Origin of the sequence: Thalassolituus sp. UBA2009 (assembly GCF_002335285.1) — a bacterium.
GTDB classification, from domain to species: domain Bacteria; phylum Pseudomonadota; class Gammaproteobacteria; order Pseudomonadales; family Oceanobacteraceae; genus Venatoribacter; species Venatoribacter alkanivorans.
Genome location: NZ_DDCJ01000089.1, coordinates 22,982 through 48,140 on the forward strand (window position 1 = coordinate 22,982; position 25,159 = coordinate 48,140).

The window sequence follows — 25,159 nt, forward strand, 5'->3', positions numbered from 1 at the left end:
GCCAGTGCAGTGGCAGTATAGGGGGCCGGCAGGAATATATCTGTAAACGCATATTTTATCTGAATCCATGGCCGCGCCTACTGTTATTACGGCCAAAGTATCAGAAGGTTACGGCGTACAGACACCCGTTTAATCGCTGTCAACAGATCCCGTATTGCGGTGATTATCTGCCCGCGCCTGCTTCAGTTTGCGGTACAGCGTGCGTTCACTGATGCCCAGTTTGTGAGCCAGTCTGGCATTGTCTCCCGGGTGACGGGCGGCCAGTTGGGTAAGATAAGCGCTCTCGAGCTGATCCAGTGGCATGATATCCGGCAGGCCATTGTGGGCAATCAGGGCTGCAGGATTGTTATCTGCAGCATGCTGATGCTGGCTGAACTGGTGCAGATTCAGGCGCAGGTGTTCGGGTTCAATCTGTGAGCCGTCACACAGCAGGATGGCGCGCTCAATGCGGTTGCGCAGCTCGCGGATATTGCCGGGAAAATCCTGCTGTATCAGCCAGTCGCAGGCTTCTTCTGAAAGCTGCAGGACACGGTGCTGGCTGAGTTGCTGCAACAGGTGAGTCGCCAGTGGAATGATGTCTTCCGGCCGCTCGCGCAGGGAGGGCAAAACCACCGGGAAAGGGCTGATGCGGTAATACAGATCCTGGCGGAAGGTGCCGGCGGCAACCATATCACCCAGTTGGCGGTGAGTAGCGCAAATCAGACGGAAATCGGCATGACGCGGCGTAATACTGCCCACTGGACGGTAACTGCCGGATTCGATCAGACGCAATAACTTAACCTGCATTGGCAGCGGAATATCGCCGATTTCATCCAGAAATAACGTGCCACCACGTGCTGCTTCTACCAGTCCGGGTTTGCGGTGAGTAGCGCCGGTAAAAGCGCCTTTCTCGTGCCCGAATAATTCACTTTCAAACAGGCTTTCAGTCAGTCCTGAGCATTCTACGGTAACAAAGGGGCTGTTACGCCGCGGACTGTGGCCGTGCAGATACTGTGCGGCCAGTTCTTTACCGGTGCCGGATTCGCCCAGCAGCAGGACGCTGATATCGCTGGCGGATGCACGACTGAGCAGTTCCAGCATCTGGGTATAAGCGGGGCTGTAACCAACCATCTGTTGTTCAAACGGGCAGTCGCCATGCTGCACCGGATTCATAATTTCTACGAAGAAACGGATTTCGCCCTGCTCATCACGGATCGGGCTGATTTCAACATCCACATGCTCACGTCCGCGGGCCGTGTTGTGAATATGCAGAATGCGCTGACGCTGGCCACTTTCGAAACACTGACGCAGCGGGCAGGTTTCACCGGCCTGATCGCAGGGCACCTTGTAGCCATGGGATACGTCATAGCAGTGTCGGCCGACCACATCATCATTACCGGCGAATGTGTGGCGATAGGCTTCGTTGGCGGCACAGATTTCATAATCCGGACTGAGCAGTACGGCAGGTGCGGCAATGGCATCCAGCAAAGAAGAGATGGCAGGCAGAGAGCGGTAATGTGGATTGCTGAACATAACATGACGCCTGTGGCAGGTGGTGTGTCAAATCTGGCAGTCCGTCAGTAATTTGTAAAGCATTGTCTGGGATTTATCCTGCGGTGCGGGCCTTTCAGCACGTTTATCCGGATTGGCCTGCTCCTTGCTATGCTCTGTGCCGCCCGGCGCGGCATATGGATAGTCCGCATCCCTGCGACAAAGCATCGCAGTGCTGTTACTGATATATTGCTTTATGCTGATAAAGTTATTTTGGCGTTTTATGTTTCTGTCGCGCTGCAGAGGATCTGCCGGCCATTGCCGGCCTACGGTGTGTCACTTTTGCAAGAGAACGTTTATGGCAAAAAAATCCCTGTTTTCTGTACCTCTGGTGCGCGAGCTGATGGTCGTTCTGCTGATCAAGCTGGTGTTGATTTTTGCCATCCGCATTTTCTGGTTTTCTGACCCTGTGGACATGACCAATCCGCAGGATGCTGTTTCGCAACAATTAGGTCTTTCAACTATTACCCCCTCGCAATCGGAGGATCAGCAATGATCAGTGAGAGTCTCGTCGATTTATCGCGGCTGCAGTTTGCTATCACCGCGCTTTATCACTTCTTGTTTGTACCATTAACGCTGGGTCTGTCATTTATTCTGGCGATTATGGAATCTGCTTTCGTGATGACCGGTAAACAGGTCTATCAGGATATGGTGAAATTCTGGGGCAAGTTATTCGGTATTAACTTTGCCCTTGGCGTAACCACGGGCCTGACCATGGAATTCCAGTTCGGTACGAACTGGGCGTATTACTCACATTATGTGGGTGACATCTTCGGTGCACCGCTGGCGATTGAAGGCCTGATGGCATTCTTCCTCGAATCGACCTTTATTGGTTTATTCTTTTTTGGCTGGGACCGCCTGACCCGCGTACAACATTTAATGGTGACCTGGCTGGTGGCGATTGGCTCTAATATGTCGGCACTGTGGATTCTGATTGCCAATGGCTGGATGCAGAATCCGGTGGGGGCAGAATTTAATTACGAAACCATGCGCATGGAAATGACTGACTTTGCTGAGGTGATTTTTAACCCGGTAGCGCAGGTTAAATTTGTACATACCGTATCCGCCGGTTATGTCACCGGGGCAATGTTTGTGCTGGCAATTTCAGCGTATTACATGCTGAAAAAACGCGACCTTCCTTTTGCCCGCCGCTCGTTTGCCATTGCCGCAAGCTTCGGTTTTGCCTCTATTATCAGTGTGATTATTCTCGGTGATGAATCCGGTTACGAAATCGGTGATGTGCAGAAAACCAAACTGGCGGCGATTGAAGCCGAATGGCATACCCAGGAGCCACCGGCAGATTTCACCCTGATTGGCTTCCCGAATCAGGAAACCATGGAAACCGATTACGCAGTTAAAATTCCGGGCGCTCTGGGGTTAATTGCTACCCGTTCGGTGGATGAAGAAATTGTCGGTATTAAAGATCTGCTGAAGGAACATGAGCTGCGCATTCGTCGTGGTATTGAAGCTTATGCTCTGCTTGAAAAAATGCGTCATGGCGATAAGTCTGATCCGACGGTTGCAGCCTTTGATGCACTGAAAGACGATCTTGGTTATGGCCTGCTGCTGAAGAAATATACCAACAATGTGGTCGATGCCACCGAAGAACAAATCAAACAGGCGGCGCAGGATACCATTCCGAAAGTGGCGCCTATGTTCTGGGCATTCCGTCTTATGGTTGGCCTTGGCTTCCTGATGCTGATTCTGATTTCACTATCGTTCTACTACAGCACACAGCACAACGTAGAAACCAAAACCTGGTTGTTAAAAGCCCTGATTATTTCGTTACCGGCGCCGTGGATTGCCTGTGAAGTAGGCTGGTTTGTCGCTGAATTCGGTCGCCAGCCGTGGTCGATTGCCGAAGTGCTGCCAACGCATTTATCCGTATCAACCCGTTCGGTGGAAGATCTCTATATGAGTCTGGCAGGGTTTATCGGTTTTTATACGCTGCTGTTAATTGTCGAAATGTACCTGATGATCCGCTTTGCCCGACTGGGGCCATCCAGTCTGCATACCGGCCGTTATCATTTTGAACAGAATCACGCTGCCGGTGCGGCTATCGCCCAGCCTCAGCAAGCTGTCGCCGATCAGGCATAAGGAGCAGAACATGGATTACGAAAGCCTTAAATTAATCTGGTGGGTATTAATTGGTGTGCTGCTGATTGGTTTTGCAGTGACCGACGGTTTTGATATGGGCGTAGGTGCCTTGTTACGTGTGCTCGGTAAAACCGACAGCGAGCGCCGCGTGATGCTGAATACCATTGGCCCGCACTGGGATGGTAATCAGGTGTGGTTTATTACCGCGGGTGGTGCCATTTTTGCGGCCTGGCCGGTGGTGTATGCCGTCGCATTTTCCGGTTTTTACTGGGCGCTGTTGCTGGTGTTGTTTGCACTGTTTTTCCGTCCGGTGGGTTTTGAGTACCGCTCGAAAATGGAAGATCCGCGCTGGCGCAGTGCCTGGGACTGGGGTCTGACCGTTGGCGGCGCGGTTCCGGCATTGGTGTTTGGTGTGGCCTTCGGCAATTTATTCCTCGGCGTGCCATTTACTCTGGATGAATTTATGCGCTCCACCTATACCGGTTCATTCTGGGCGCTGCTGAATCCGTTTGCGCTGGTGGCCGGTCTGGTCAGTCTTGGTATGCTGGCCATGCACGGTGCAACCTATCTGCAGATGCGTACCGATGGTGACCTGCACGAGCGCGCGCGGAAAATCTCCATGCTGCTGGCGATTATCGTTGCCGTACTTTTTGCCACGGCCGGCATCTGGATTTATGCGGGAATCGACGGTCTGGTAATTACCAGTACGATTAATACTGCCGCGGCCATGACGCCACTGGATAAAACCGTGGACGTCGCAGCGGGTGGCTGGCTGGAAAATTATTCCCGTTATCCGCTCATGATCAGCGCACCGGTGATCGCTTTTACCGGCCTGTTAATTACCGTGCTGATGTCTGCTGCTAACCGTGGTGCTCTGGCCTTTATCGGCAGCTCGCTGGCGGTGACCGGTATTATCTGTACCGCAGGGTTCAGCCTGTTTCCGTTCATTATGCCATCGAGTCTGGACCCTTCGTTCAGCCTGACGGTATGGGATGTGGTTTCCAGTCAGAAAACGCTGGGCATTATGTTCTGGGTGGCGATGTTCTTTGTACCGATTATTCTGCTCTATACCACCTGGGGCTATTACAAAATGCGCGGTCGTTTGACCACGGCTTTTATTGAAGATAATAAATACAGCACTTACTGAGAAAGGAGACGATTTATGTGGTATTTCGCCTGGATTTTAGGGGTGTTGCTGGCCTGTTCTTTTGGTCTGATTAACGCCATGTGGCTGGAAATGAACGAAAACTTCGACCGCGATGCGGATCTGAAAGAGTAAACCATGAACGCACCGGTGGATTACAAAGCTTACGGCCCGCTGTATGCGGGCTGGGCCCGGGCATTGTCACTGCTGGCAGCGCTCGGTTTATCGGGATTATTGCTGGTGGTGCCGCATGTGGTCGCCAGCGAAACCATGAATATTGACCATGGCCTGCTGTCGCTGTGCCTGTGGGGCATCAGCGCTGGTTTTGTGCATGGTGTTGGCTATGTGCCGGAAATGAAAATCTGGCGTCTGGTGTTCAGCCCTTATATCGGCTGGCCACTGATGCTGGTTTGTGGCTGGTGGTGGATCGTCTGACCCTGTTGTATCAGTGTCGGGGCTGCCATACCGGCTGTATTTCTGTATGCTTATCCGGAAATGTAAAAGGAGAACTGACATGGCATTAAGCAAAGACGATTTATTGGCCGAAGCCCGCTCTGCGGTGAATCCTGTTGATGCCGCCGCCGCTGAGGCGTTGCTGGCGAACGGCGCTGTGGTACTCGATGTACGTGAGCCAGCGGAGTTTGATATGGGCCACCTGCCGGGTGCGGTTAACGTCCCGCGCGGTGTGCTGGAATTCCGTGTCGGTGATCACCCGGCGCTGACCAATCCCCAGGCCGAGATTCTGCTGTATTGTAAAAATGGCGGCCGCAGCACACTGGCAGCCTACACCCTGAAACGCATGGGGTTTGAGCAGGTGAAAATGCTGGTGGGTGGCTTCGATGGCTGGAGCGGCACCGTGCATAAAGTGGAAGTTGACCCAAGCGTGTATCGCTGAGGAGTTGCAGGCCATGGGAATGTTAAAACGCAGTGTGTTGCTGACGGCAATGCTAGGTCTGGCGCCGGAGTGGGTGACCGTGGTGGTGGCTGCCGATAATACTCAGCTGACGCCGGAGAGGGTGACAGTGGTTGCGGCGGCCGACAATGCTCAGCTGACTCAGGAAGCCCGGCAACAGACCAAAGCCTTTGCTCAGGCATTGCAGAAAACCCTGAAGCAGGGGATTCAGGCGAGCGGCCCTGAAGCGGCGATTCAGCTGTGCAATACCGAAGCTCCGGCCATTGCCGCCGGGCTGAGCCAGAATGGCTGGCAGGTGGCGCGCACCTCAACAAAAATCCGCAACCCGGATAATGTTGCCGATGATTGGGAACTGCAGACGCTGGAAGATTTTTCCCGCCGAATGCAGGCCGGTGAAGACCCGGCGGGCATTGAAGCGACGACCGTTGCCGATGGCGAATTCCGTTATATGAAAGCCATTCCAACGGCGCCGCTGTGCCTGACCTGTCATGGCTCACAACTGGCACCGGCGGTAACCGCCAGGCTGGACGAGTTGTATCCTGCCGATCAGGCACGCGGCTTTAATGCCGGCGATCTGCGTGGTGCTTTCACTTTGCGTAAAACACTGGAGGAATAACGTGTCGGAACACCGTATTGATATTCGCTGGGAAAAACAGGGTGAGTTTTCCCATGAGGGATTTGAGCGCCGCCATAATATTCAGTTTTTACCTCAGGTCAGTCTGGCTGCAGGTGGGGCCGGTAACAATTTTGGTGCCGACCCTGAACAGATGCTGGCGGCGGCAATGGCCAGCTGCCATATGCAGACCTTTCTGGCACTGGCGGCAAAAAAGCGCCTGCAGGTGTTGTCGTATGACGATTCGGCGGTGGCGGAAATGGAACAGCGCGACGATGGAAAATTCTGGGTTGCCCGTATCCGTCTGAATCCGAAGGTGGTTTTCGGCGGTGATAAACAACCGGATGAAGCGGCGGTGATCGCCATGCACGATAAAGCACACCAGCATTGTTTTATTGCTAACTCCACTACCAGCGACGTTCAGGTTAACCCGCTGTTCTGAGTGCTGTAAGCGGCGCCGATTGCCTTTATGGGTGATCTGCGTCGCCTTTTACCGTTAAGATTCAGCTACTCTTTTACGTAACCAATGTTTATCAAGTGGTTTACCTGACGGTGCTGAACTGAGCTTTGATGATTCTCTCCTTTTCTAAAATGGTCGGCCTCTCCGGCGTTGATAACAACGAAAATGCCCGCGCCCGGCGCATTGGCCGTATGTTTGAATGGCCGATGATTCTGATCGCCTTCTGGATTGTATTCGAGTGGTATCTCGAAGCCCGCGCCGATGGCCCACTGCCGTACACCTACATTACCGACTGGTTTTTGTGGACTTTCTTTTTGCTGGAAACCCTGGTGCTGACTGCGGTGGTGGACGATAAGGCGCGCTATTTACGTAATAACTGGAGCAATCTGGTGATTGTGATTGCCGGTATGCCGTTGCTCTGGCAGGCCTTTCCCCACGCAGGTGGCTTACGTGCACTGCGATTGCTGGCGATGTTCACCATGCTGATGAATATGTCCGGCTCGTTCCAGAAAATTATGGGAAGAAATCACCTCGGGCCGACCCTGATGGTGAGTTTCATCATCATCATTATGGCCGGCACTTTAATGGCGGTGATTGATCCCAATGTGCAAACACCGATGGATGGTATCTGGTGGGCCTGGGTAACGGTAACCACCGTGGGCTATGGTGATATTGTGCCGGGCAGCACCGCCGGGCGTTTATTCGGGTCGGTACTGATTCTGATGGGAATTGGTTTATTTTCGATGATGACCGCCAGCTTTTCTGCGTTTTTTATGCAGCAGGAAGAAGAAGACCTGATTGCCAAAGAAACGGCGAATGCTGACCGGCTGGCTAAAATGGAAAGCCGTATGGAGCAGCTGGAAACCAAACTGGATCAGCTGCTGACCATTGCCCTGGAAGCTGAGCAGCAACGCCGTGAACAGGGACGCGACCTGGATGGTGGCGAGCGTTAATCAGTCTGTTCTGCGCACTGGATACATTGGGTTGTGTAAGGAACGGCCTGCAGGCGCTTTTCGTCAATCGTATTTCCACATTCGCTGCATTCGCCATAAATTCCTGCATCCAGACGCGCCAGTGCCTGATTGATCATCGTGATCTCGTGTAAAGATTCACCGGCAATGGCATGCAGTACATCGTCATTTTCCCGCTCTACCGCTTGTTCGGCAAAATCTGCGGACAAAGGCTCATCGCGGTGACTGGCATCACGCTCAACCTTACTGGCGCGGTTTTCCAGCATGGCTTTACGCTGTGTTAACACTTGTCTGATGGCGCTGGTATCCATATCACTTTCCTTTGTTAGCTTTACTTCAGGCTAGGCCAGAGGAGGGTTTTTCTCCTTGATGTGCATCAGGAAGCTGGCAACTTCCTGCGCTGAGGGCGGATGGCTTAGCCTACACTGTGCCAAACGGCGGAGAGGCACGTTATGGAAGATCCACTCTATCTGAATGATCCCTATCAGGTTCTGGGACAGAAAATGCATTTTATGCAGCGACTGGAGCGTCTTTACCGGGTATTGCGCGAGCAGTACGAGGGCGTGCAGCGTTTTGCGCTGGTGCTGTACAACCCTGAAGATGGGCTGCTGTCGACTTTTGTTTATGAAAGCGATGACACCTCGCCGCTGTTAGGTTACAGCGTGCGGCTGGATGACGTGCCGTCACTGCAGGCTCTGGCCGATAAACCGGCTTTGCGGGTGGTTAATGACATGCGCTGCTTCCGTCATAAGAGTTTGTCTGTTCATACCGCAGCGTTGTTGTCGCAGGGCTACCGGGCGAGCCTCACCATGCCGGTATTCCATGATGGTGCTTTGCTGGGATTTCTGTTCCTGAACTCACTGCAGCGGCATTATTTTTCTGAGCAGAAAATTGCCTACTGCAACCTGTGGGCGCATCTGGTTGGCCAGTTGCTGGTGCGCGAACATGATGCGGTTGCCCGTATGCAGGCGCTGGTAAAATTTGCCACCGACGTCAGCGGTCGCCGTTCGGTAGAAACCGATGCCCATGTGCGGCGCATGGCTGCCTATGCGCGCATGATTGCCCGTGCACTGCAGAAAAAACTGCAGTTAAGCGATGCCTTTATCGAATATCTGGCGTTGTTCGCTCCTCTGCATGACATCGGTAAAATTGCCATTCCCGACAGTATTCTGCACAAAGCCGGCCCGCTGACGGCGGACGAATTCGAGCGAATGAAATCCCATGTGAAAGTCGGGCGCGATATTGTCGACCAGGCTCTGGAGCATTTTGCGCTCGGCGATATGGAGCACACAGAAATGCTGCGCAACATTGTTCAGTATCACCATGAAAAACTGAATGGCAGTGGTTATCTCGGGGCAGAAGGCGATGACGTACCGCTGGAAGCACGGATTATTGCGGTGGCCGATATTCTTGATGCCTTGTTAAACCGGCGCAGCTACAAGGAAGCCTGGCCACAGGACAAAGTCTTCGCTGAATTACAGCAAATGGCGGCGCACAACGAGCTCGATCAGGCTTGTGTGGATGCCGTGTTAAAGCATCCACAACAGGTTGATGATATTCAGCGACGCTATCCGTCCTGAGTCTGCTCAGGACTGTTCCAGCAATTCAATCGCCAGACGGACAAAGTCTTTGGAGCTGAGCAGACCGATCAGATGATTTTCACTGTCAGTAACCAGTAAGCACCCCTGACGGCTGTTGCGTAATTGCTGACCGGCGACGGTCAGTGGCATATCGGCCGGAATGGTTTGTACATCGGTATTAATGCAGGAGCTCAGTTTGGTTTGTGCCAGATACGTCTGCAGATTATGCGCGCCAAATTTATCGGTAATACGGAATGCTTCGGTTAAAAATTCTTTCTGACTGAGCAGGCCGAATATTTTCCCTTCTGCATCAACTACCGGAATGTGGCGAACCTGATGGCGCCCCATCGTTTGTTCAGCATCCTGCAGGGTATCGTCGGGCAGGTGAGTAAGCAGTTCGCGGGTCATCAGGTCGCTGACCAGTTTCATAGCATGTTCCTGTAAAAGTACGCCGGACGGAGCAGTCGCTACGGCGGTGTGGTTGTGTATTGTTTATCAGTAAAGCAGGAAATAGCCGGAGTGCTATGCTGAAACTATTCAAAGGAGGGTGGTATGAGCATCAATAATCACATTCGTAATTACTATGAACAGCTGGTTGCCGAAGAGATCCTGCGTCGTTTACATGGCCAGTCGCCAGCGGTCAGCATCGAACATATGGCTGATATCGCCTGTGTTGCTCTTAACCGACTTCCTCCCCGCTATATCCGCTTTGAGGTGGATATGGCGTTTTTTATGACTCCGGATGAACTGGTGAAAACCAATAACAGTGTGACCGAGGCCGTCACGGAGGCTATCGCTTTCGTCGAAAAACACCGGCGTGAAGAAGATGAGTAGTGACCTTTTCTTTACATAATGTAAAGAAACACTCCAGCTGCTTGAAACTACAGCACTTTTTCTCCGACACTGGACCCCGGACCCGGGGGGACGTATGAATCTGTTATTAGTTGATGACGATCAGGAGCTGTGCGCATTACTGCGCCGCTACCTTGAGCGTGAATTATTTAAAGTGACAACGGTACACACCGCAGACGAAGGATTGAGTGAAGCACTGACCGGCAAATACCAGGCAGTGATTCTGGATATTATGCTGCCGGGTGGTAACGGCCTGGAGATTCTGCGCAGTATCCGTCAGCGCAGTGATCTGCCGGTTATTATGCTGACGGCCAAAGGGGACGAACTGGACCGTATCGAGGGGCTGGAAATCGGCGCCGATGATTATCTGCCCAAACCCTGTAACCCGCGTGAGTTATCCGCCCGCCTGCGTTCAGTATTACGCCGTAATCGCTCTGCAGAAGTGGTATCTGCCAACATTGAGCTGGATGAACTGGTGATTGATCTCGACCAGCATCAGGTATTGCGCAACAACGAAGCAGTCGAATTAACGGTGACGGAATTTAATATCCTCAGTGTGCTGGCCCGTGATGCCGGCAAAGTGGTGGAAAAGAACCGCTTGGCAGAGCAATCCATGCAACGCTCTCTGACGCTGTTTGACCGCAGTCTGGATATGCATCTGAGCAATTTGCGTAAAAAACTCGGACCCAACCGTAACGGCGATGCCCGTATCCGTACCATTCGTGGCGTTGGCTACATGTACGCTCCGGAACAGGAGATGGCTCAGGCCTGATTCGTGCGCGGCATTTTTATCCGGATCTATCTCGCCTTCATGGTCACCAGTCTGGTGGCCACGCTGGTGACCCTGTTACTGGCAATGTATTACCGCCAGTGGTCGAACGACTCCGTTAACCTGATTGCGCCAACCGGCGGGTATATCTCCGCAGCTGAACTGATTCTGCAGCGTGGCGGTGAACCTCTGCTGCTCGAATGGCTGTTAACCTTCGAGCGTCATCCCAGCGTGAACGCTTATGTGTTTGATGATCAGGGCATCAGCCTGCTGCCCAATGTGCCGGCTGACGTGCTGGAATATGCCTTTGCCTCTGACTCTTATCAGGCGCGGGTTAACCCCCTTGGGCAAACTGAAATCCTGGTGAAAGCACCGCTGCAGAGTCATGACGGCCGGGTTTATCTGCTGGTGGTGGAGTTCCTCCATCCGCTCGCGGTGTTTAACCTGCCGGCCTATCTCGGCTGGGGTTTTCTGGCATCGCTGCTGTTATTTGCCATCTGGGGTTTTGTACTGTCGCGCTATATGGCGCGGCCATTACTGTCTTTACAGCGCAGTGTGCGCGCCTTTGCCGATGGCCAGTGGCCGGTGCGGATTGCGCCGAAGTTATTACTGCGGCGTGATGAAATCGGCGAGCTGGGGCGTGAATTCGGGCAGATGGCCGAGCGTCTGCAGCGCCTGATTTCCGATCAGCGCCAGCTGTTGCGCGATGTTTCCCATGAGCTGCGCTCGCCGCTTGCCCGCACTGCCGTGGCGCTGGAACTGGCGCGGCTGGATGCGCTACCAGAGCAGGTGGAATATCTGGACCGTATTGAGCTGGAAACTCAGCGCCTGAACGAACTGATTGAAGACCTGCTGAGTATGGCCCGGCTTGAAACTGTGCAGGATTACAGCCACTGGCAAACGGTCGATTGTACTGCGTTGCTGCAGCAGGTCGCCGCTGATGCACGCTTTGAGCGACCACAGAATGTCTTGCAACTGAATGTGCCGGCAGATGCCGTCAGGGTGCAGGGTGATCCCCGCCTGCTGACATCGGCGGTTGAAAATATTGTCCGTAATGCATTGCTGCATACCGCAGCCGGCACATCGGTCGATATCGATCTGAGCAGCAGGGACGGCCAGATACAGATTGCGGTGCGTGATCATGGGCCCGGTGTGCCGGAGCATCTGCTGGCCGATTTATTAAGACCCTTTGTACGCAGTGAACAGGCCCGCGAACGTAGTCCCGACAGCCTGAACAGTGGGCACCGAGGTTTTGGTCTGGGCCTGGCAATTGCTGATCGTGTTATTCGTCACCACGGTGGTGACCTGCGCCTGAGTAATCATGAGCAGGGTGGGTTGGTGGTTACTATCAGGCTCCGGCAGAGGTCAGCGGCAGATGGCTGAAATGGCACTTTACGTCCCTTTTACGCCTGCAGGGCTGGGTATTTGCGGCAGGCTGCCGTTAAAATCCATGAATTCTTGTTACGGGGTTTGTCTGTGAGGTTATCGGGCTTATTGTTATGTTGTTGCGTCTGGACGGCTCATGCCGCGCCTGATGTACACATATTGCCAGCAGAACCCGCCTCTGTTCAGCCTCCTGTGCAACATCCCGGACTGCAGCTGGAATGGAACAACAGCCGCCCGGAGCAGCGTCAGGCCCTCGATAATTTCTATCGCTCAATACAGAACATGCAGGTGCAAGAGCAGGCCATACAGCGTATGGAACGCCAGCAACGTATCGAGCAGCTGCGCGGCATGTCGCCTGAGCAGCGTCAGCAACAATTCCTCAACTTCGTTCAGCAACAGCAGCTTGCCCCCGGGCGCTGATCCTCTTCTTTTCCCAATCTCTTGCGCAGGTCGCCAGTTGGCGGGTCAGGCATTAGAATGCGTGTTTTTATTTTTCCGGATCTGGTTATGAAAACGCGTATTACTGAATTGCTGGGCATTGAGCATCCATTGCTGCTGCCCGGTATGAGCTGGATTTCTACCCCTGAGCTGGTGGCCGCTGTCTCCAATGCCGGTGGCCTGGGAATTCTTGCCAGTGGTCCGCTGACGGTCGGTGAAACCCGTGCGGCTATTCAGCGTATCCGCGAACTGACAGATAAGCCTTTTGGTATCGGCGTTACCCTGCTGATGCCGGGCGCGAAAGAAAACGCCGAAGTCGCGCTGGAAGAAAAAGTACCGGTCATCAACTTCTCTCTGGGCAAAGGCGACTGGCTGGTTAAGCGCGCCCATGAATATGGCGGCAAAGTGATTGCTACCGTCGTCAGCGAAAAACATGCGCTGTCGGCTCAGTCGATTGGCGCCGATGCTTTGCTGGTTACCGGCCATGAAGCAGCGGCCCATGGTGGTGACGTTACCTCGCTGGTGCTGGTGCCTGCCATCGCGGCCAAAGTCAGTATTCCGGTGATTGCTACCGGTGGTTTTGCCGATGGTCGCGGCCTGCTGGCGGCGCTGGCGCTGGGTGCCGAGGCAGTAGCCATGGGCTCACGTTTTGCCACCAGTGCAGAAAGCCCGCTGCATCAGAAAACCAAAGAAGCCGTGGTTGCACGCAGCGAGCAGGACACTATCTATTCGAAAAACTTTGATGGTATTCCGGCGCGTGTAATGCGCACACCACGCTCGATCAAAGCGACCCGTAAACCGATGAATTTCCTGCTGGCCTGTTGGGAAGCGACGCGCGCTGCACGTATGGTCAAGCAGCCGGTATGGAAAGTGATGATTGGTATGCTGGCGATGATGGATAAGGTCAAGCTGCTGGCCTATTTCGGCGCCAGCGTGCCGCGTCTGAAAGCAGCAACCATTGACGGTGACCTGCAGCAGGGCGTGCAGTTTATCGGCCAGACTCAGGGCCTGATTCATGATATGCCGGGTGTTGAAGAGATCGTGCAGCGGGTGCTGCGTGAAGCTGAAGAAATCCATCAGCAGCAACAACGCTTCTGGCAGTGAGTATTTGTGCCGTTTCGTAACGAAGCTTCTACACTGAAGTCATTTCGTTACGTTACGGCATTTATGGTTAGCTCCTTCTCCCGGGAACACAAGCGCCTGAAATACAGCTATGTGCTGTTTGCGCTACTCACCTCTCTGGCTTTACTGCTGTTGCTGCTGGCAGCCGGGCAGAGTGAGTGGCGCAGGCTGCAGCAGAAGTTCAGTGCTGACACTTCGGTGGTCAGTCAGTTTGTGCGTGAGAAAATGCTGCAGAACGAGACGCTGTTGCTGGCGTTATCGACCTACTTCTCCGGCACGCAATCGCCCGATATGAATGCAGTGCAGCGCTATGCCGCGACCATGCAGCGGCGCTTTCCCCATGTCAGTATGTTTCAGTCAGCGCTGTATCTGCAGAACGGATCATCATTACAGGTCTTTCGCCAGATAATGCAGGAACAACAATTACCGGATAACGTTAAAAGCCTGCGCGGCGGACGGTATCTGGAAAGTATCAGCCCGTCGGAACATAAGGCTTTGCCGGTGATTATGGTTTTCCCGGATAACGCCGAAAGTCTGGTGGTGGGGCTGGATCTGTTTACGGTGGACTTTATTGCACGTCGTCTTCCTGCGCAGCAGCAAAGCAGGATCACACTGTCTGAGCCGTTTACCCTGCTTGATGAAAACCCGGTCGTGGTCATGATGCTGCCGGTCAGCAATGCACAGGGCATTACTTATCTGAACCTGCTGGTGGTTGAAGTTTCCAACCTGCTGCCGCCGGAGCAATCTTATTACAACCGGATGTCGTTCCGCCTGCGGGTCGCTCAGGATCAGGGAGATGCATTTCCGCTGTTGAGCCATGCGTTGCCATCTGCCGGCCTTGCGCTGGCACAATTACGCCAGCAGCAGACGCTGCCGTTTACCGGCTTTCAGTTGCTGGCGGAGTATGAGCGTCCGCTTGGCATAACCGATATTAACTGGGGCTGGCTGGTTTTGCTGACGCTGGCTTTGCCGTTGTCATTACTGCTGTGCTGGCGGCTGTACCGGGTGCATCGTCGCCAGGCGGAAGGGCTGGAGTATCAGCATCAGCTGCTGTACCGCAAAGCCAATTACGATGAACTCACTGGTCTGCCCAATCGTTATCATTTTGAAGATTATGCCAGTCGGCTGCTCTCCAGTGCCGAGCGCAGCGGTACGCATTTGGCTATTCTGTTTATCGACCTTAACGGCTTTAAACGCATCAATGATGAGATGGGGCATGCCGCCGGAGATAACGTGCTGGCTGCCGTAGGCGCGGCGCTGAGCAAGCTGATTCGCCGTGGCGATATGGCTGCCCGCCTTGGGGGAGATGAGTTTGTCGTACTCGTCGACCCGATTTCTGACAACGATCAGCTGAACAGCGTGATCGATAAGCTGCACAGGCTGATAGCCAATACCCGCTACGAGCACAGCAAACGTTACCCTCTGTCAGCCAGCCTGGGCTGCGCCTTTACCGAGATTCATGGCTATGATCTGCGCAACCTGTTGCGGGTGGCGGATATGGCGATGTATCACGACAAACAGCATCCGCGGACAGTCTGACACTTTTCCCTTAACCTGACTTTCCTGCCTGCTTTTGAGGGTGTCTGGAACGATAGAACAATTTTCTGGGCGCGATTTGTCTATGCTGGCCTTCTCCGTCTTCGACCATAGCCTCAGGTGTTGTGGCTGACCCGTCTTGCCCTACCGCTCTTGTGGTGCTGACCTACACTGAGTTCGCTTTTGCAGTATCAGGGAACCTTCCCGTTCAGCGCAGTACGGGCAGAAGTGCGGTTTCCAACAAAAATAACAAATTCAAGGAACGCTCATGCTAAGCAAAATACTCTCTGTGGCAGCACTGTCTGCCGTGCTGTTTTCGGCCCAGGTGTCGGCAATGTCGGCAACCCCGGAAAGTGGTTACACCGCCACCAAATACCCCATCGTTCTGACTCATGGCCTGTATGGCTTCGACAGTCTGCTGGGTGTTGATTACTGGTATAAAGTCCCGGAAACCCTGCAAAAGGATGGCGCGCGGGTGTTTGTCACCACCGTGTCCAACTCCAACTCACCGGAAATCCGCGGTGAACAGCTGATTCCGCAGATTGAGCAGATTCTGGCCATTACCGGTGCTGAAAAAGTTAACCTGATCGGTCACAGTCATGGTGGCCCGACCACCCGTTATGTGGCTTCTGTGCGCCCGGATCTGATTGCATCGGTAACCACCATTGCGGGTGTTAACCGCGGTACTCCAGTGGCTGAAACCCTGAATGACTGGGCCAATGGTTCGACGGCGTTCGAAGGTCTGATTTCGGCACTGGGTAACGCTCTGGCGGAAACCATTAACTTCCTGTCCGGCGGTGATTACGACCAGGATATCCTGATGTCTATGCGTTCCATGACCTTTGCGGAAACCGCAGCCTTTAACCAGCAGCATCCGGGCGGCATTCCGACCACGGCCTGTGGTGAAGGGGACTATCAGTACAATGGAGTGCGCTACTACTCCTGGAGTGGTGCCAAGCCGCTGACCAACGTACTCGATCCGCTTGATCTGCTGACCGGTACGACCAGCCTGTTCTTCCCGGCGGGAGAGAAAAACGATGGTCTGGTGGGTTCCTGTTCCAGTCGTCTGGGGATGGTGATCCGTGATGATTTCCGCATGAACCATCTGGATGAAGTAAACCAGACTCTGGGTCTGCATGATCTGACCGAAACCGATCCGCTGACCGTTTTCCGTACTCACGCCAACCGTCTGAAAAACATCGGGCTGTAAATCATGAAGCCACTTCACGGTGCATTGGGTATCACACTGTCGGCAGTGGCGGTCGTCCTGCTGGTTTATGCCGTGCAGGACGGCAATCTGGTGCAGCGGGCTGAATTTCAGCCCGCTGCAGCGGAAAACGATCAGGCTATAGCTACCCCTCTGGTTTTACCGCAGGCAGGTACTGTCGATACCCAAAATGTAATGACCTTCCGCGGTGCCAGTGTGGATGGTTATCTGCGTACCGACCACCGTGGGCAGTTGGTTGTTGATATACAGCTGCGTCACTGGATGGATTTTTATCTGTCGGCTCAGGGTGAAGTGCCGCTGGATGATCTGCTGCAGACCATGCGCAGTCAGATTGCAGGTCTGCCTGAGCCCGGGCAGTCGCAGGCATTAAAAATCATGGACGAATATCTTGGATATCTGGCGGCTCTGGGTGATTACGACCGGGATGCGGAAAAGCGTGTCAGCCAGTCGGGTATGGATGAGCTGGCCGCACGAGTTGCCTGGCAACAGCGTCTGCGCCGGGAATGGCTGGAACCCAACGTCGTGGAAGCATTCTTTCACGCCGACGAAATTATGGACAACTACACACTGGCGCGTCAGCAGCTGCGCGCACAGGGTGCCGATGAAGCACAGCTGGCTGCACTCGACAGCAGCCTGCCGCCAGAGTTGCAGCACATGCGTGAGCAGTCACAACAGGTGCTGAGCTTACAACAGCAGGAGCAACAGCTGCGTCAGCAGGGAGCTTCGGCTGCCGTCGTTCAGCAATGGCGCGAACAACAATATGGCAAAGAGGCCGCCGAGCGACTGGCCGGTGTTGATCAGCAACAGCAGCAGTGGCAGCAGCGGTTAAAAGATTACCAGCAATACCGTGATTCACTGGCTTTGCAGGGACTGGATAATCAGGACCGTGAGATGTTGCTCAGAACCTATCGCAGTCGTCACTTTTCGGATACTGAGCAAAAACGCCTGAACGCGGCCCTAACGCTTCTCGCTGGCGAATAACATATCGGCCTGTTGCAGCAGTTGCTGCAGTGGGCTGAATAACGCCGGCACTGCCAATATAATATTCTCTCCGCACAGTTGCGGATTTACTCCCTCAGGTAAGGCATGAATATGGCCGAACTGTACGCCGGCTTCGCGTGCAATTAATTGTGCGGCGGCAAAATCCCAGGGCTTAACCGTTTCGTAATAAGCGTCCAGCCGGCCGCAGGCCACCCAGCAGATATCCAGTGCGGCTGAGCCCAGACGGCGAATATCCGCACACTGCGTCAGAACCGCCTGCAGGCGCTGAATCAGCTGGGGAATATCGTGTTTATCATAAGGAAAGCCGGTCGCAATGAGTGCCCGGCGCATATCCTGTGTTGTTGCACACTGAATCGGGAGTTGATTCAGCCATGCCCCCCGACCGTTAACGGCACTGAATGTCTCGTTCAGAAAGGGGTTATGCACAACAGCGACCTGAGCTTTGCCCTGATGATAATAGGCAATGGAAATAGCCACCTGTGGATGCAGGTGGGCGTAATTCACCGTGCCGTCGATAGGGTCGATTACCCACAGATGCTCACAGTCGGTCGGGTTATCCGGCGCCAGTTCTTCGGACAGAATCTGGTGATCCGGAAAGTGAGCAAGAATGCCATCACGGATAATCTGATCCGCGGCAACGTCGGCCTGAGTTACCAGCTCGGTTCCCTGTTTAAACTGAATATCCAGCTGGTGGCGTTGCTGGACGATTGCGTTGCCGGCCTTTTGCGCAAGCTGCAGGGCCGTATCGTACAGTGTCTGACTGTCGATCTGGGACTGATCCATTCAGGAATTCTCATATTGATAATTAAAACCGCTTGCCGCTGCCGGATATTTTAGCCGGCACAAAACACTACTGTTGCTGTAATGATTTCTGCAGTGGCGGTTTCTGTTCCAGATAACGCTGGCGGAAAACATCCGCTGGTACCGGTTTGCTGAAATAGTATCCCTGATAACTGTCACAGGCCAGCGCCTGCAGCAGCGCCAGTTGCTGGTGGTTTTCAACCCCCTCGGCCACAAGTTCAAGCCGCAGGGTCTTGGCCAGTGCAATAATGGCCCGGACGATCGCTTCATCTTCCGGGTCATTATTAATTTCGTTGATAAAAGCCCGGTCGATTTTCAGCTTACTGATCGGAAACTGCTTCAGATAACTCAGCGATGAGTAGCCTGTACCAAAATCATCCATCGCAAAGCGCACACCCAGCTTATTGATGTTATCCAGAATCCTCAGATTTTCCTGAACATTATCCAGCAGTAAGCTCTCGGTGATTTCCAGCTCCAGATATTTCGCCTCCAGCCGGCTGATGTTCAGAATTTCCTGTGTGCGTAACACAAAGGCATCATCTAACTGGCGTACAGAGACGTTAACCGAAATAGTCATATCCAGAGCGAAGGTGTTATTCCACTCGCGGAATTGCTTACAGGCTTCCAGTAATGCCCAGTCACCAATTTCCCGGATCAGGCCAGTTTCTTCAGCAATCGGAATAAAATCAGCGGGAGACACTATACCGGCACTTGGGTGTATCCAGCGGATCAGTGCTTCGGCACCCAGCAGGCGATTATCAAAGGTGCTGACCTGAGGTTGATAATAAAGCTCGAATTCCTGATTTTTAACTGCGCGGCGCAGTTCATTTTCAAGCGTCAGACGGGAATTTACTTTCTGATTCATTTCTTCGGTATAAAACTGATAGCAATTGCCGCCGCGGGATTTTGCCTGATACATGGCGGTGTCGGCATTGCGCAGAAGAATATAAGATTCGCTGGAGTCATCGGGGCAAACACTGATGCCGACGCTGCAACTGGTTGATAATTTATAGTGGTCAAGTTGATACGTCTGGCTGACCGCACTGATAATACGTTCCGCCAGATGTTCAATTTCCAGCGAGCTTTCCGGCTCGTTCATCATGACAATAAATTCGTCACCGCCCAGTCTTGCCACCATGTGTTTGGGGCCAACCAGATGACGTAAACGATCTGCGACGAGTTTTAATAAACGGTCACCGACCTGATGGCCGAGCGAATCATTAACGGTTTTGAAACGGTCAAGATCAATAAACAGCAGGGCAATTTTTCCGCTGCCTGGGGTCAGCTCTTCAATCGAGTTCATCAGCTCGTCATTGAAATAATAACGATTGAACAGTTCGGTAAGAGGATCGCGGGTGGCGAGATACTCAACATGCTGCTGTGACAGGGTATGGTCGGTAATATCAATTAACAGCCCTTCCAGTTGGCAGGGATTCTGTTTGCTAAAGACAACCTGACCGCGATCCATAATCCATTTCAGTTCATGTTGCCGCGTCTGAATGCGGTAGATAATTTTATAGGGCTTGCCACTGCTGCAATGGCTGTCAATTTCCTGCAGGTATTTTTCCTGATCATCGGGATGAATAAGCGCGAGCAGGCTGTGGCGTCCGGCGTGTTCATTGGCAGTATCACTGAAGATCTGCAGGTCTCCATTGCTGATAAAATCAAGCAGATGCTCAGGCAGGCTGATCTGGTAAATACTTCCGGGAATATTACTCATCAGCATATCGATGATTTTCCCTTTCTCGCTGAGCGCGCGCGCTTCCTGCGAGTAGCGGCGTTCATTTTGCTGCGTATTTTTAAGGGTATGGCGGTAACTGCGCCAGGCTGCTGCCAGCAGTATGCCGAAAAACAACAGCGGCCAGGCGATGTCTTCCAGCCACAGGGTGAGCAATGAGGCCATGGGCAGTGAGATAATCTGCAGCAGTTGTGACTGCGGATCGAAGCTGACCACCCCCAGGCGTTTACTGCCATCAAATTCAGTCTTATTGGAAAAATAGGTAAAACCTGAAGTGCCCGGAGCGGGGATATTCAGGTTCTTTTGTTGCCGGTCACTGATACGGGTACCGATGATTTGCTGGCGGCTGACAGGTAACGGGGATGCGAGCAGTAAAATACCATCAGGGCTGAGCAGACGCTGTGCTGAATGTTCCAGACTGCCGGAAGCTGGCCACTGCAGATTATTGTTGCTGGTTGAGGTCAGCAGGCAGATAACCCGTGCAACCTTTTGTGACACGGGTAAACAGTAGGGCAGATAACGGCCCTTATTAATCAGCATGGTGCTGATAAAACGGGGATTCTGCTGTTGTTGCAGCAGATTCAGATCCTCAGCACGGATATCCGGTGGTGATTGCTGGATGTCTGTGCTGTCAAAGGAGCTTGCCAGCAGCTGGCCGTCGGCAGAATACAGGGCGATATGGCTGTATAGCGGTCGTGGTTTATGTTGCTGGCGGACCCACAGTGACCAGTCCTGCAGACTCTGTGCTGGCAGGTTCTGTTGCAGGCTAACCAGTTGAGACGTCAGCTGTTGTTGCAGCAGGCGGGTGTTGCTCTGGGCTACAGTCGCCAGGGCTTCGAGCTGAGCCAGAGTGCGCTGGCGGTTGGTTTCCCAGCTGCCGGACAGGTAGAGCAGAAGCAATACGGCAAGCAGGAGTAGTCCTGGCAGCAAGTAGGTTTGCCGTGCCTGTATGGCTCGCAGTCTGCTCAAATAGCGGCTGAACATAGCATCGATCCCTGATTATCCGGAGCATCAGGCAGAATGCCGCAGGCCCCTCAGGAATGGAGTATAGAAGTCAGTCGTTGTTAGTGCTCAGATACTCACTTAACCAACCGTTCAGCACTGACAGTACGGCATCGCGCATCAGAGGTTGTGCGGCACTGGTCGGGTGGATGCCATCAGGCTGCATCAGCTCTGCTTTGGTGGCGATACCTTCCAGCAGAAATGGCAGCAGCAGGGTGTTTTGTTGTGTGGCCAATTCAGCGAACACCGCCTGAAAGGCGCTGGCATATCGCGCACCATAGTTAGGCGGAATCTGCATGCCCAGTAAGAGAACGTCGCTGTTTGCCTGATTGGAAAGCATGATCATGCGTTGCAGGTTTTTTTCGATGACACGCACCGGAGTACCGCGCAGGCCATCATTACCGCCCAGCTCGATAATCGTCAGATCCGGTTGATGCTGCTGCAGCAGTGCGGGCAGGCGTGTCAGGCCGCCGCCGGTGGTGTCACCACTGATGCTGGCGTTAATCACCTGAACTGCGGGAACGCGCTGTTGCAGCGATTCCTGTAATAAAGCGACCCAGCCCTGTTGCACCGGCACGCCAAATCCGGCACTAATGCTGTCACCAACGACCAGAATCCGCGGTTCTGCCTGTACACTCATGGGCAGAGCCAGAAGTATTAATAACGGCAAAGGGAGAGTGACTTTGACGGACAGTGTGAGCAACAGCCTGAATCGCGCAACGACAGACGATATCAGCGGGCGTGACCGAACAGCGACAGACAGTAAGAAAGCAGACACCGGGTTTTCTCTCCGTATTCAGCAGCTGGGCAAAGAAGTGGATACCGGCGCCCAGCGGCTGACCATCTTGCAGGCTGTGAATATTGAGATCAAGTCGGGCGAGAGCGTGGCCATTGTCGGCGCCTCCGGCAGTGGTAAATCAACCCTGCTGGGCATTATGGCCGGGCTGGATCTGCCGACCACGGGCAGTGTTGAGTTGCTGGGGCATGAGCTGGGGGCGCTGGATGAAGATCAGCGTGCTGCGGTGCGGGCGCAGGGTGTCAGCTTTGTGTTCCAAAACTTCCAGCTGTTACCGGGGCTGACGGCGCTGGAGAACGTCATGCTGCCGCTGGAGATCCGTGGTGTGCGTAACGCCCGTGACGAAGCCCGGCAATTACTGACGCAGGTGGGTCTGGGCGAACGGCAGCTGCATTACCCGACGCAATTATCTGGCGGCGAGCAGCAACGGGTTGCTATTGCCCGCGCCTTTGCCGGCAAACCTGCGATTCTGTTTGCCGATGAACCCACCGGTAATCTCGACAGCAAAACCGGCGCGCAGATCGAAGATCTGTTATTTGAGCTGAATCAGGCCGGCGGCACCACGCTGGTGCTGGTGACCCACGATGAACGTCTGGCGCAACGTTGCCAGCGCCGGGTGCATATGAACGCTGGCCGGCTGGAGGCGTTATGACGCTGTACCGTCAATGGCTGCTGGCGCTGCGCCTGCTGTTGCGCGAGGCCCGCAGCGGTGAACTGACCCTGATTCTCGCGGCCCTGCTGATTGCCGTCACCTCCACCACCGCCATTGCCCTGTTCAGTGCCCGTCTCGATCTGGCGATGCAGTCCCGCTCCAACGATTTACTCGGTGCTGATCTGCGCCTGCAGTCGACCAGTCAGATTGATCCGGCCTGGCAGGAAGAAGCACAGAGGTTAGGGCTGAGCACCAGCCAGACCCTGACATTCCCTTCGGTGGTGCTGCATGGTGATGATATGTCGCTGGCGGCGATCAAAGCGGTGGATAAAGGCTATCCGCTGCGCGGTATTCTGCGCATCCGTGAACAGGCAGGCGATGACGCCGCCACGCTGGATGCAACGCAGGGGCCGCTGCCCGGTGAGGCCTGGGTGGAGCCGCGTCTGCTGGCACTGCTGAATGCGCAACTGGGCGATGAAGTCGAGCTGGGTACGACCCGCCTGCGCCTCAGTGCGGTCATTGTTGAAGAAAGTGACCGTGGCGGAAATTTTTATAATCTGTCACCGCGGCTGATGATGAACTGGGCCGATCTGGAAAGCAGTGGGTTAACCGCTGCCGGCAGCCGTCTGAACTGGCGCTTGCTGTTGCTCGGCGATGAGCAGGCACTGGCGCAGCTGCGGACCTTCCGCGATCTGGCGCCCAATCAGAAATTTGAATCACTGGCCGACAGCAATCAGGCGATGGCCAATGCCCTCGATAAGGCGCGGCGTTATCTTGGCTTAGCGGCGATGCTGGCGGTGGTGCTGGCCAGTGTGGCGGTGGCGATCAGTGCCCAGCGCTATGCCAGCCGCCATTTTGATATCAGCGCGCTGATGCGTACCTTTGGTCTGGCGCGGGCACAGGTGTGGAATATCTACGCCTTACAGCTGTTGCAGCTGGGGCTGGTGGCGACGCTGGCCGGTCTGGCGCTGGCGGCCGGGTTACAGGCGGGCTTGTTGGCGGTTCTGGGTGAACTGGTGCCGCAGCCGTTACCGGCGGCGCCCTGGTCGGCCTGGCTGCTGGGCGCCAGCAGCGGGTTGCTGACTTTGCTCGGCTTTGCTTTGCCTTATCTGTTACCGCTGGCGCGGGTGACGCCGCTGCGGGTGCTGCGCCGTGATTTGCAGCCGGTGCCGTTATCCGGCTGGCTGATTACCTCGCTGGCGTTGATCGCGCTGACCCTGCTGCTGTTCCTGTTTACCCATGATCTGCCGATGACGCTGGGCATGATGGGCGGTGGCAGTCTGCTGGTGGTGATTATGCTGCTGGCGCTGAATGGTCTGATTCAGTATCTGCGCCGTCTGCTGGCACAGCATGATTTACCCCTGATGTGGCGTTTTGCCTGGCAGCATCTGAGCCGCAACAGCCGCCAGAGTGCCGGGCAGATTCTTGCCTTTGCCCTGACGATGATGGTGATGCTGGTGATCGGCGCACTGCGCAATGACCTGCTGGCCGACTGGCAGGCAAGCCTGCCGGACGATGCGCCCAATGTGTTCGCCATTAATATCCAGCCCTATGAAGTGGATGACTTCCGCCAGTCACTGCAGGACGCCGGACTGCAAAGTCAGAAACTGTACCCGATGGTGCCCGGCCGCCTGTTGCGCATTAATGATGTCAGCGTGCAGGAGCTGGCGGTGGCCGATGACCCGGCGATTAACCGCGATCTGGCGCTGACGTCGGATCAGCAACTACCGGCTGCCAATGCGATTGAAGAGGGCAGCTGGCAAACGCTGCTGGATGAGAGCGGGCAGGTATCGCTGGAGCAGCGCCTGGCCGGACGGCTGGGTGTTGGTCTGGGCGACACTCTGAGCTTCAGTGCCGGTGGGGTGGAATTCAGCGCAGTGGTCAGCAGTATCCGCAGTGTTGACTGGGGCACCATGACGCCGAACTTTTACATGATGTTCTCCGCTGATGTGCTGGCGCAGTTGCCGGCCAATTACCTCACCAGTTTTTATGCGCCACCGGCATCTCAGGCGCAGCTGACGGCGCTGATTCGTCAGTATCCGGGCATTACCCTGCTGGATATGCAGGTGGTGCTGGGCCAGGTGCAGGCGCTGCTCAGTCAGGTCAGTCTGGCGGTGGAGCTGATTCTGCTGTTTGTGCTGGTGGCTGCACTGCTGGTGATGCTGTCGTCGCTGGTGGCGGCATTACCGGAGCGTCTGCGCGAAGGTGCGGTGTTGCGCACCTTAGGTGCCGGTACCGCGTTATTGCGCCGCGGCCATCTGGCGGAATTTGCTTTGCTCGGGTTTATTTCCTCGTTGCTGGCGCTTATCGGTGCCGAAGCGATTTGCTTTGGCCTGTACCGCGGTCTGCTGTCACTGCCATACGATGGTCTGGGCTGGGTGTGGTTATGGCTGCCACCGCTGGCGGCGCTGCTACTGGCGCTGCCGGGTATGTGGCTGATGCGGCGCACCGTGACGGTGGCGCCACTGACCGTATTGCGTGAGCTGGTGGAGTGACAGGTGGGTGGATGCTAGGGCCTGTCGACACTAA

26 protein-coding genes are annotated in these 25,159 nt (G+C 54.5%); 20 read left to right on the top strand and 6 right to left on the bottom strand.

Going from position 1 to position 25,159, the window contains the following annotated elements; genetic code table 11:
- Nucleotides 1-129 precede the first annotated feature (129 nt).
- Nucleotides 130-1,512 carry a sigma-54 interaction domain-containing protein gene (locus B3P58_RS11135; protein WP_225692823.1) on the bottom strand — a complete coding sequence of 461 codons (1,383 nt, stop codon included), beginning with the start codon at nt 1,510-1,512 and terminating at the stop codon, nt 130-132.
- A 316-nt stretch (nt 1,513-1,828) separates the two neighbouring features.
- Here B3P58_RS11135 and cydP point away from each other — a divergent pair, with 316 nt between their 5' ends.
- From cydP to B3P58_RS11180, 9 genes are all read left to right on the top strand, one after another.
- Nucleotides 1,829-2,026, top strand: coding sequence for a cytochrome oxidase putative small subunit CydP (gene cydP / locus B3P58_RS11140; protein WP_230332385.1), 198 nt, complete (start codon nt 1,829-1,831; stop codon nt 2,024-2,026).
- The gene (locus tag B3P58_RS11145; protein ID WP_286717539.1) at nt 2,023-3,627 is read left to right on the top strand and encodes a cytochrome ubiquinol oxidase subunit I; all 1,605 of its coding nucleotides are present in this window, start codon (nt 2,023-2,025) and stop codon (nt 3,625-3,627) included. Before cydP ends, B3P58_RS11145 begins: the two co-directional genes overlap by 4 nt.
- Before the next feature lie 10 nt (nt 3,628-3,637).
- Nucleotides 3,638-4,774 carry a cytochrome d ubiquinol oxidase subunit II gene (cydB, locus tag B3P58_RS11150; RefSeq protein WP_286717541.1) on the top strand — a complete coding sequence of 379 codons (1,137 nt, stop codon included), beginning with the start codon at nt 3,638-3,640 and terminating at the stop codon, nt 4,772-4,774.
- A 15-nt stretch (nt 4,775-4,789) separates the two neighbouring features.
- Nucleotides 4,790-4,906, top strand: a complete 117-nt coding sequence (gene cydX, locus B3P58_RS11155; protein WP_145466689.1) for a cytochrome bd-I oxidase subunit CydX — start codon at nt 4,790-4,792, stop codon at nt 4,904-4,906.
- A 3-nt stretch (nt 4,907-4,909) separates the two neighbouring features.
- Nucleotides 4,910-5,206: a cyd operon YbgE family protein gene (locus B3P58_RS11160; protein ID WP_230332387.1), complete on the top strand. Its 297-nt coding sequence runs from the start codon at nt 4,910-4,912 to the stop codon at nt 5,204-5,206.
- A gap of 79 nt (nt 5,207-5,285) precedes the next feature.
- Nucleotides 5,286-5,666, top strand: coding sequence for a rhodanese-like domain-containing protein (locus B3P58_RS11165; protein WP_145466687.1), 381 nt, complete (start codon nt 5,286-5,288; stop codon nt 5,664-5,666).
- A gap of 13 nt (nt 5,667-5,679) precedes the next feature.
- On the top strand, nt 5,680-6,300 hold the full coding sequence (locus B3P58_RS11170) for a Tll0287-like domain-containing protein (RefSeq protein ID WP_286717545.1): 621 nt from the start codon (nt 5,680-5,682) through the stop codon (nt 6,298-6,300).
- 1 nt (nt 6,301) lies between these two features.
- Nucleotides 6,302-6,739, top strand: coding sequence for an OsmC family protein (locus B3P58_RS11175; RefSeq protein WP_286717547.1), 438 nt, complete (start codon nt 6,302-6,304; stop codon nt 6,737-6,739).
- Between the two features lie 128 nt (nt 6,740-6,867).
- Complete coding sequence (locus tag B3P58_RS11180) at nt 6,868-7,710, top strand: potassium channel family protein (RefSeq protein WP_225693558.1); 843 nt, start codon at nt 6,868-6,870, stop codon at nt 7,708-7,710.
- On the opposite strand, the gene B3P58_RS11185 is transcribed toward B3P58_RS11180, so the two are convergent.
- Nucleotides 7,707-8,039 (bottom strand): TraR/DksA family transcriptional regulator, encoded by a 333-nt coding sequence (locus B3P58_RS11185; protein ID WP_145466684.1) that lies wholly within the window; start codon nt 8,037-8,039, stop codon nt 7,707-7,709. The two genes, B3P58_RS11180 and B3P58_RS11185, sit on opposite strands and share 4 nt — an antisense overlap.
- A 141-nt stretch (nt 8,040-8,180) precedes the next feature.
- On the opposite strand from B3P58_RS11185, the gene B3P58_RS11190 reads away from it, so the two are divergent.
- Nucleotides 8,181-9,308 carry an HD domain-containing phosphohydrolase gene (locus tag B3P58_RS11190; RefSeq protein ID WP_225692828.1) on the top strand — a complete coding sequence of 376 codons (1,128 nt, stop codon included), beginning with the start codon at nt 8,181-8,183 and terminating at the stop codon, nt 9,306-9,308.
- 6 nt (nt 9,309-9,314) lie between these two features.
- Here the strand turns inward: B3P58_RS11190 and B3P58_RS11195 are convergent, their stop codons facing one another.
- Nucleotides 9,315-9,737, bottom strand: a complete 423-nt coding sequence (locus B3P58_RS11195) for an HPP family protein (protein ID WP_145466682.1) — start codon at nt 9,735-9,737, stop codon at nt 9,315-9,317.
- A 123-nt stretch (nt 9,738-9,860) separates the two neighbouring features.
- Here B3P58_RS11195 and B3P58_RS11200 point away from each other — a divergent pair, with 123 nt between their 5' ends.
- From B3P58_RS11200 to B3P58_RS11235, 8 genes are all read left to right on the top strand, one after another.
- Entirely contained in the window at nt 9,861-10,142 is a 282-nt protein-coding gene (locus tag B3P58_RS11200) for a late competence development ComFB family protein (protein ID WP_145466681.1), read from the top strand.
- Between the two features lie 94 nt (nt 10,143-10,236).
- Complete coding sequence (locus B3P58_RS11205) at nt 10,237-10,932, top strand: response regulator transcription factor (RefSeq protein WP_145466680.1); 696 nt, start codon at nt 10,237-10,239, stop codon at nt 10,930-10,932.
- Between the two features lie 3 nt (nt 10,933-10,935).
- Nucleotides 10,936-12,312, top strand: coding sequence for a sensor histidine kinase (locus B3P58_RS11210; protein ID WP_145466679.1), 1,377 nt, complete (start codon nt 10,936-10,938; stop codon nt 12,310-12,312).
- A gap of 162 nt (nt 12,313-12,474) precedes the next feature.
- A complete protein-coding gene (locus tag B3P58_RS11215) occupies nt 12,475-12,735 on the top strand; it encodes a DUF3106 domain-containing protein (RefSeq protein WP_243989425.1) in 261 nt (86 codons plus the stop codon).
- 87 nt (nt 12,736-12,822) lie between these two features.
- Nucleotides 12,823-13,857, top strand: a complete 1,035-nt coding sequence (locus B3P58_RS11220) for an NAD(P)H-dependent flavin oxidoreductase (protein WP_225692831.1) — start codon at nt 12,823-12,825, stop codon at nt 13,855-13,857.
- A 63-nt stretch (nt 13,858-13,920) separates the two neighbouring features.
- The gene (locus B3P58_RS11225; protein WP_286717554.1) at nt 13,921-15,414 is read left to right on the top strand and encodes a GGDEF domain-containing protein; all 1,494 of its coding nucleotides are present in this window, start codon (nt 13,921-13,923) and stop codon (nt 15,412-15,414) included.
- Nucleotides 15,415-15,679: 265 nt separating this feature from the next.
- A complete protein-coding gene (locus tag B3P58_RS11230; RefSeq protein WP_225692833.1) occupies nt 15,680-16,621 on the top strand; it encodes a lipase family alpha/beta hydrolase in 942 nt (313 codons plus the stop codon).
- A 3-nt stretch (nt 16,622-16,624) separates the two neighbouring features.
- Complete coding sequence (locus B3P58_RS11235) at nt 16,625-17,620, top strand: lipase secretion chaperone (RefSeq protein ID WP_286717556.1); 996 nt, start codon at nt 16,625-16,627, stop codon at nt 17,618-17,620.
- Here the strand turns inward: B3P58_RS11235 and B3P58_RS11240 are convergent.
- The 3 genes from B3P58_RS11240 to B3P58_RS11250 form a co-directional block, all read right to left on the bottom strand.
- On the bottom strand, nt 17,597-18,424 hold the full coding sequence (locus tag B3P58_RS11240; protein ID WP_286717558.1) for an inositol monophosphatase family protein: 828 nt from the start codon (nt 18,422-18,424) through the stop codon (nt 17,597-17,599). The two genes, B3P58_RS11235 and B3P58_RS11240, sit on opposite strands and share 24 nt — an antisense overlap.
- 67 nt (nt 18,425-18,491) lie before the next feature.
- Nucleotides 18,492-21,164 (bottom strand): putative bifunctional diguanylate cyclase/phosphodiesterase, encoded by a 2,673-nt coding sequence (locus B3P58_RS11245; RefSeq protein WP_230332396.1) that lies wholly within the window; start codon nt 21,162-21,164, stop codon nt 18,492-18,494.
- 70 nt (nt 21,165-21,234) lie between these two features.
- On the bottom strand, nt 21,235-21,822 hold the full coding sequence (locus B3P58_RS11250; RefSeq protein WP_145466671.1) for an arylesterase: 588 nt from the start codon (nt 21,820-21,822) through the stop codon (nt 21,235-21,237).
- A gap of 91 nt (nt 21,823-21,913) precedes the next feature.
- Between B3P58_RS11250 and B3P58_RS11255 the strand changes: the two genes are divergently transcribed.
- Both B3P58_RS11255 and B3P58_RS11260 read left to right on the top strand, forming a co-directional pair.
- A complete protein-coding gene (locus B3P58_RS11255; RefSeq protein ID WP_414716568.1) occupies nt 21,914-22,630 on the top strand; it encodes an ABC transporter ATP-binding protein in 717 nt (238 codons plus the stop codon).
- Entirely contained in the window at nt 22,627-25,125 is a 2,499-nt protein-coding gene (locus B3P58_RS11260) for an ABC transporter permease (RefSeq protein WP_286717561.1), read from the top strand. The genes B3P58_RS11255 and B3P58_RS11260 overlap by 4 nt, the downstream gene beginning before the upstream one ends.
- Nucleotides 25,126-25,159: the final 34 nt, after the last annotated feature.